The 7519-nt window shown below is 45.1% G+C and carries 5 protein-coding genes and 1 pseudogene; 4 read left to right on the plus strand and 2 right to left on the minus strand.

All coding sequences use genetic code 11. The features are described 5' to 3' along the window. Nucleotides 1-7: 7 nt before the first annotated feature. From H6G48_RS26555 to H6G48_RS21250, 4 genes and pseudogenes are all read left to right on the plus strand, one after another. Nucleotides 8-304, plus strand: a pseudogene (locus tag H6G48_RS26555) (transposase); the annotation flags it as partial. A 278-nt stretch (nucleotides 305-582) separates the two neighbouring features. Continuing rightward, nucleotides 583-1470, plus strand: coding sequence for a succinate--CoA ligase subunit alpha (locus tag H6G48_RS21240; RefSeq protein WP_190723099.1), 888 nt, complete (start codon nucleotides 583-585; stop codon nucleotides 1468-1470). A gap of 300 nt (nucleotides 1471-1770) precedes the next feature. After that, a complete protein-coding gene (gene gltB / locus H6G48_RS21245) occupies nucleotides 1771-6375 on the plus strand; it encodes a glutamate synthase large subunit (RefSeq protein WP_190723100.1) in 4605 nt (1534 codons plus the stop codon). A gap of 69 nt (nucleotides 6376-6444) precedes the next feature. Further along, the gene (locus H6G48_RS21250; protein ID WP_002781599.1) at nucleotides 6445-6699 is read left to right on the plus strand and encodes a DNA cytosine methyltransferase; all 255 of its coding nucleotides are present in this window, start codon (nucleotides 6445-6447) and stop codon (nucleotides 6697-6699) included. Here the strand turns inward: H6G48_RS21250 and H6G48_RS21255 are convergent. Beyond that, entirely contained in the window at nucleotides 6657-6857 is a 201-nt protein-coding gene (locus H6G48_RS21255) for a hypothetical protein (protein ID WP_012265925.1), read from the minus strand. The two genes, H6G48_RS21250 and H6G48_RS21255, sit on opposite strands and share 43 nt — an antisense overlap. A gap of 15 nt (nucleotides 6858-6872) precedes the next feature. Continuing rightward, the gene (locus H6G48_RS21260; RefSeq protein ID WP_002751000.1) at nucleotides 6873-7121 is read right to left on the minus strand and encodes a type II toxin-antitoxin system RelE family toxin; all 249 of its coding nucleotides are present in this window, start codon (nucleotides 7119-7121) and stop codon (nucleotides 6873-6875) included. Nucleotides 7122-7519: the final 398 nt, after the last annotated feature.

The following is a 7519-nucleotide window of genomic DNA, read 5'->3' on the forward strand; positions in this document are numbered from 1 at the left end:
TGAAATGACTATAATTCCCTGGGAAAAATTTGAAGAAGAATACGCAAAAAGCTTCCCTGAAAATAAGGGAATCCCCGCCTTACCATTTAGGGTGGCATTGGCATTATTAATTATTCAATAAAGATTAGGAATAAGTGATAGAGAAACCATCGAACAAGTTAGGGAAAACCCTTATCTCCAGTGTTTTATTGGGCTAAAAAACTATCAAATAGAAGTCCCCTTTGATGCCAAAATGATGGTACATTTTCGGAAAGGAATTAACTTAAATCTCCTTAACAAAATTAACCAAGAAATGGTGAAAAAAGGACGAGAAATTCTCGATGGCAAAGAATCTGGTGCCAGAGTGGACGGTGAGCTTGTCGAACCGCAGAAGAGGGAGGAGAAGAAAGTGAGACAGTGAGTCAGACGTGAGACATTTCTTTTGCCTCTTGCATGAGTGACTCTTGCCTTCAGAACCTGATTACTGTTTAATGTTTACTGACCACTGAAAAAAACTCCCATCAACAGTGTCTCACTGATTACTGTTTACTGTTTACTGATTATTGTTTACTGATTACTGAAACAACTCCCAACACTTAATATATGAAATGGACAGATAAAGATCAGATAATTATGCAAGGGATCGATCGACCCCTAGGCAAATATTATGCGGCACGATTGAAAGCTCAGGGAACCTGTTTAGTAGCGGGGGTGGCTAGTGGCTGCAGTGGTGAGATAATCGCAGAGATACCAGTGTTTGATCTAGTGGCCGAGGCCGTTGCTGAAACGGGAGAAATCCAAACCAGTTTAATTTTAGTCCCCCCCAATCAAGTCCTAGATGCGGCCTTAGAAGCGATCGCAGCAGCAATTCCCCAATTAATTATCGTCACCCCCGGAGTTCCCCCCTTGGATCTGGTGGAATTATTAAAGATAGCTAGTACCACCGGGACATTAATTCTCGGACCTGGCAGCCAGGGTGTAATTATTCCCAATTATCTTTGGTTGGGTATTTGTGAACCGAATTTTTATCAATCGGGGACAATCGGTCTGATCACCCGCGGCGATCGCATAGGGGATGAAGTGGCGAAAACTTTAACAGCAGCGGGTTATGGTGAATCTATGGCGGTAAATTTGGGTACTGACGGCATTATTGGCTCCAATTTGTCCCAATGGTTGCAGGTTTTTGAGGAAGATGAAAATACCGAGGCAATTCTCCTCGTCAGTCAGGTGGGGGGAAAGGCCGAAATCGAGGCAGCCAAATATATTGCCTCGGCGCTCGAAAAACCAGTGATTGCCTATCTTGTGGGGTTAAATGCAGCGATTGAAACCAATTTCGGCGATACAGAAACAATTATTTCTAACCAACTTTCCTACTCTGTTGCCGCTAAGAATACCAGAAAAGATAGCTTACGTCATTTTCAAGAAGCTGGGGTGACAGTGGTAGAAAAATTAGCCGATTTACCTGCCTCTTTAGCTAAAGTTTTGTCCTGAATTTGACCCCATTGCTCCAATAATATTTATAATCCGACAATATTCTGCCCAAATAAGCACCTAACAGGGTGTTTCACCCCATCCAGGGGATTTTCGATGACAATTCCTGAGAGCTACTATATCATGGTAGATCACCTGTGATTCCTCAGACCGGCCAAGATAAAGACGGCAACAGGCAAAAATTAGGAAAAATCAGCGACAATCGAAACGGCAAGATCAAAAAAAATTCTATTCTAGATTGACCCTTTCAGCAGACCAACTATCCCACCCTTCTAGACAACGACCCTAAGGATAACTTCTATGGCGCAACAAAATAACCTAAAAACCGACAATATACACCAAATCGATCCCTATTGGGGTCCCCCATGGCTCGTAGAGGAACGGGACGCTTGCGGAGTCGGTTTTATTGCCGATGTGCGCGGTTCTGGCAGCCATCAACTGATTGAACAGGCACTTTTAGCCTTAGGTTGTTTGGAACACCGGGGAGGCTGCAGCGCCGATCAGGATTCCGGTGACGGTTCCGGTATGATGACCGCTATCCCCAGAGATGTCCTCGCTGCTTGGTTCGCCGAAAATGGCTTAAATATGCCAGAATCTGAGCGCCTAGGGGTGGGTATGGTCTTTCTTCCCCAAGCAGCCCAAGAACGCGCCGACGCTAAAGCACACATCGAAGAAATTGTCAATAAATATAATATTAAGATTTTAGGTTGGCGCGCTGTTCCCGTCCGTCCCGAAGTCCTCGGAAGACAAGCAAGGGAAAATCAACCCTACGTCGAGCAAATTCTGGTTACTTCCCCCGATTTAGCTGGTTCTCAATTCGATCGCCTACTCTATATTGCCCGTTCTGAAGTCGGTAAGCAACTGGCCGATGATTTCTATTTCTGTTCCTTTTCCTGTCGCACCATTGTCTATAAAGGCATGGTACGGGGCGAAATCCTGCGAGAATTCTATCTAGACCTGCAAAATCCCGCCTATAGCAGTCAATTCGCTATTTATCACCGACGTTTTAGCACCAATACCCAACCAAAATGGCCTCTCGCTCAACCGATGCGCTTATTGGGTCATAACGGCGAAATTAACACCCTTTTGGGCAATATTAACTGGATGTCGGCCCGGGAACCCGCTTTAGAAACCCAAGGTTGGACCCACGAAGAATTACAATCCCTGACTCCCATTGTTAACCCCGCTAACAGCGACTCCTATAACCTCGATAGCGCCCTAGAATTATTGGTGAGAACCGGTCGCAGTCCCCTAGAAGCAGCTATGATCCTAGTGCCGGAGGCCTACAATAATCAGCCGGATTTACAGGATTATCCCGAAATTATCGACTTCTACGAATACTATAGCGGTTTACAGGAACCCTGGGACGGTCCGGCTTTACTGGTATTCAGTGACGGGGGAATCGTCGGCGCTTGTTTGGATCGCAACGGTTTGCGACCGGCCCGTTATAGCATTACTAACAACGGTTATATCGTCGTTTCCTCGGAAGCGGGAACTATTCCCCTCGATGAAACCACCATTATCGAAAAAGGTCGTCTCGGCCCCGGTCAAATGCTCGCGGTCGATCTGGAAAAAGGCGAAATTAAGCGTAATTGGCCGATTAAACAGGAAATTGCCCGCTCTAATCCCTACGGTGAATGGGTGAAATCCCAACGCACCTTTATTGACAAAGAAACAGCGATAGACATTCCCGCTCCTAGTCATCTCCTTCCCAGGCAAACCGCTTTCGGTTATACTGCCGAAGATGTGGATATGATTATCGTTCCCATGGCAGAACAGGGAAAAGAACCGACTTTCTGTATGGGTGATGACACTCCCCTAGCGGTCCTCTCCAGTAAACCCCATCTTCTCTACGATTACTTTAAACAACGTTTTGCCCAAGTTACTAACCCCCCCATCGATCCCTTACGGGAAAGTTTAGTCATGTCCTTGACTATGTATCTGGGACGACGGGGCAATATACTTAAATTAGGGGTTGATGACGCACATTTACTGAAATTAGACTCTCCCCTGCTCAATAATGCGGAATTAGCCAAAGTTAAAACCTCTAGCTACAGAACAGCCGAACTTTCTACCCTTTATGATCTGACCACCGGACCGGGGGGATTAGAAACCGCGATCGCTCATTTGTGCGCTGAGGCCGCCAAGAAAGTAGCATCGGGAGCGGAAATTTTAATTCTCAGTGACAGGACTGCTCCTATTGACGAAAAAACTAGCTATATTCCCCCTTTATTGGCCGTTGGTGCCGTCCATCATCACCTGATTCGCTCACACTTGCGTTTAAAAGCTTCCATCGTGATCGACACGGCCCAATGTTGGAGTACCCATCACTTCGCTTGTCTAATTGGTTATGGCGCTTCCGCAGTCTGTCCCTATCTTGCGTTAGAAACGATCGCCCAGTGGTGGATCGAGCCAAAAACTCAGAAATTGATGGAAAATGGCAAATTAGAAGCTATTAGCCTCGAAAAAGCCCTAATTAATTACCGCAAATCCGTAGAAGCGGGATTACTGAAAATCCTCTCGAAAATGGGTATTTCTCTCCTATCTTCCTACCATGGGGCGCAAATTTTTGAGGCGATCGGATTATCGGCAGATTTAGTTAAACTAGCTTTTAACGGTACTACCAGTCGCGTCGGGGGTTTAAGCATTGCTGAGGTGGCCCAAGAAGCGATCGCATTCCACAGTAAAGCTTTCCCCAATCTTACGGCCAAAAAACTAGAAAACTACGGTTTTGTCAACTACCGTCCGGGGGGAGAATACCACATGAATTCCCCGGAAATGGCGAAAGCACTCCATAAAGCCGTGGCCGCTCACTCCCAAGGTGAAGGATATGACCATTACGAAACCTATCGTCAAATCTTGCAGCAAAGACCCGTTACTGCATTGCGCGATCTATTAGAATTTAACAGCGATCGAGCCTCAATTGCCCTCGAAGCAGTAGAATCGATCGAAAGTATCCTGCAACGCTTCTGCACAGGGGGAATGTCCCTCGGTGCCTTGGGCCGGGAAGCACACGAAACCCTAGCGATCGCCATGAATCGCATCGGAGGTAAGTCCAATTCCGGAGAAGGGGGAGAAGATCCGATCCGTTACACCAGCTTAAGCGATGTGGATGCAGAAGGACATTCCGTGACTATGCCCCATCTAAACGGCTTAAAAAACGGTGATACGGCTAATTCTGCCATTAAACAGATAGCTTCGGGCCGTTTTGGAGTCACTCCCGAATACTTAATGAGTGGAAAACAGCTAGAGATTAAAATGGCCCAGGGAGCAAAACCGGGAGAAGGAGGTCAATTACCCGGGAAAAAAGTCAGTTCCTATATTGCCATGTTACGGCGATCGAAACCGGGAGTAACTTTGATTTCTCCCCCTCCTCACCACGATATCTACTCGATCGAAGATTTAGCACAATTAATCTACGATTTACACCAAATTAACCCCCGGGCCAAAGTTTCCGTCAAATTAGTGGCCGAGATCGGTATCGGTACAATTGCGGCCGGAGTTGCCAAAGCTAACGCTGATATTATCCAGATTTCCGGTCACGATGGTGGTACAGGTGCATCACCCCTAAGTTCGATCAAACACGCGGGTAGTCCCTGGGAATTGGGAGTGACGGAAGTGCATCGGATGTTAATGGAAAATCAACTGCGTCATCGGGTGATTTTGCGCGCAGATGGAGGACTAAAAACCGGTTGGGATATCCTTATGGCTGCTCTGATGGGTGCGGAGGAATTCGGTTTTGGTTCCATTTCCATGATTGCCGAGGGGTGTATCATGGCCCGCGTCTGTCACACGAATAATTGCCCTGTGGGAGTCGCTACCCAGCAGGAACGTCTCCGCACTCGTTTTCCTGGAATTCCCGCTCATGTGGTCAATTTCTTTACTTTGGTGGCCGAGGAAACGCGGCAATTATTGGCGAAATTAGGCTATCACAGTTTAAATGAGGTGATTGGCCGGGCAGATCTGTTAAAAGTGCGCTCCGATGCTCGTTTAACTAAGACAGAATCCCTCAATCTCGATTGTTTGTTGAATTTACCCGATGGCCGTAGCGATCGCTCTTGGTTGCAGCACGAGGAAGTACATAGTAACGGTGCTGTCCTCGATGAGGAAATTCTAGCCGATAGCGAGATTAAACAGGCGATCGAGCAACAGGGAACCGTCAGCAAAACCTACAGGATTGTCAATACCGATCGCTCCGTCGGGGCGAGAATTGCGGGGGTAATTGCCCAAAAATACGGTAATGATGGCTTTGAAGGCGAAATTAAGCTCAATTTCCAGGGCGCAGCTGGTCAAAGTTTCGGAGCATTTAATTTACCCGGTGTCAATCTCCATTTAGAGGGAGAAGCTAACGATTATGTGGGTAAAGGCATCTACGGCGGCGAAATTGTCATCTTACCGCCCCAAAACGCCAATTATCAGCCCGAAGATAACGCTATCATCGGTAATACCTGTCTCTACGGGGCCACCGGTGGGGTGTTATACGCTAATGGTCGCGCTGGTGAACGTTTTGCTGTCCGCAATTCCACTGCGAAAGCAGTTATCGAAGGGGCCGGGGATCACCTCTGTGAATATATGACCGGTGGGGTAATTGTCGTGCTTGGTTCCGTCGGTCGCAACGTCGGCGCCGGGATGACGGGAGGATTAGCTTATATCCTTGATCCGTCCCTACCGGAGAAACTCAACCCCGAAATTGTCAAGATTCAACGGGTTGGCACGGCTGCCGGTGCGGAACAGTTAAAATCTTTAATTGAGGCCCATGTAGAACGCACTAATAGCCCCAAAGGTAAGTTAATTTTAGCTAATTGGGATAGCTATCTCGGTCAATTCTGGCAAGTGGTCCCTCCCTCGGAAGCGGATAGTCCCGAAGCGCAAATTAGCGCGGAGAAAACCTTAACTTCGGTGTAATTTCTTTGGGGTGCGTTACGCTTTGTTAACGCACCCATTGATTAATTTCTTTGATGTCATAATTTGGCAATGACAAACGAAAAACTCAGATTTATCGATCTTTTTGCTGGTATTGGAGGATTTAGATTAGCTTTCGAGAGCGTTGGTTATGACTGTGTATATTCTTGTGAAATAGACGAAAACTGTCGAAAAGTAGGAAAACAAGCCGGATTTAGAGATACAAGGGGAACTCTATTTTTTCCCATCTGCGAAATAGTAGAATTAAAGCAAGATACAAGCAATCAATCAATATTTAGCATCTTCTTAACCTCATCTAGAGAATAAGTTTGACTATCTTTTTCTTCTTCTTTTGCCTGTATTAAATCTTCCAAATCCTCTAAGTCTTCTAAGATTTCTTTAATTTTCATAAACTCCTCATAAGTTAAAACAGCAAATTCTTTTTTGCCATTTTTGATTAAGAATTCAGGATGTAATTCAATCATTGTTTTCTCCTTAATTTAATTGTAGATATTTTGTCGATGTTTAACACGATAAATCACTAAAGTGATTTCTTCAACCTCAAATAGAATTCGATAGTTACCCACCCTTAAGCGATAATTAGGCGTAAAATTCTTTAATTGCTTGACATCTCCTTGTAAATTATCCTTCATTGCTTCAATTTTAGCCATAATTCTAGTCCGATCTTGAGAAGAAAGTTTTTCTAAGTCTTTGATAGCTTTAGGCTTGAATTGAATTTGATATTTCACATTATACCTCTTGCATAAATCAGAGAAATTGAAGATTTCTAATTTTGGATTTTGGATTGAGGGATTTAGGACTTTTACCAGAGATCTATTAATTGTACCTCCATCAGGTTGAGGTGGGCTATCAAGCTCAAATAAAACAGCTTATAGTGATGGGGAAACCCCACTTATATATTATGTTCCAAGGCAGAGCCTTAGAACAAGCAGTAGTAGGACAAAATTAACTTCTTGGTTAGCACAGACACCCATGCACTCAGACAAGAGCCTTTGAGGGTTCAAAAACGGCACAAATAAGGATTAAATAGCATAAAATATCTAAATAGACTACTTAGTTAATTATTATTCATTCCTAATTATCCTGACGACCGACTCCTGACTCCTAACCCTAACAACAATTTTTG

The sequence above is a fragment of the Microcystis flos-aquae FACHB-1344 genome (assembly GCF_014698375.1).
Classification (GTDB): Bacteria; Cyanobacteriota; Cyanobacteriia; order Cyanobacteriales; family Microcystaceae; genus Microcystis; species Microcystis aeruginosa.

What these genes read in the sequence shown, in the direction of transcription:
- gltB (WP_190723100.1), top strand. Translation starts at nt 1,771, where the DNA reads ATGGCGCAACAAAATAACCTAAAAACCGACAATATACACCAAATCGAT.
- H6G48_RS21240 (WP_190723099.1), top strand. Translation starts at nt 583, where the DNA reads ATGAAATGGACAGATAAAGATCAGATAATTATGCAAGGGATCGATCGA.
- H6G48_RS21255 (WP_012265925.1), bottom strand. Translation starts at nt 6,857, where the DNA reads ATGATTGAATTACATCCTGAATTCTTAATCAAAAATGGCAAAAAAGAA.
- H6G48_RS21250 (WP_002781599.1), top strand. Translation starts at nt 6,445, where the DNA reads ATGACAAACGAAAAACTCAGATTTATCGATCTTTTTGCTGGTATTGGA.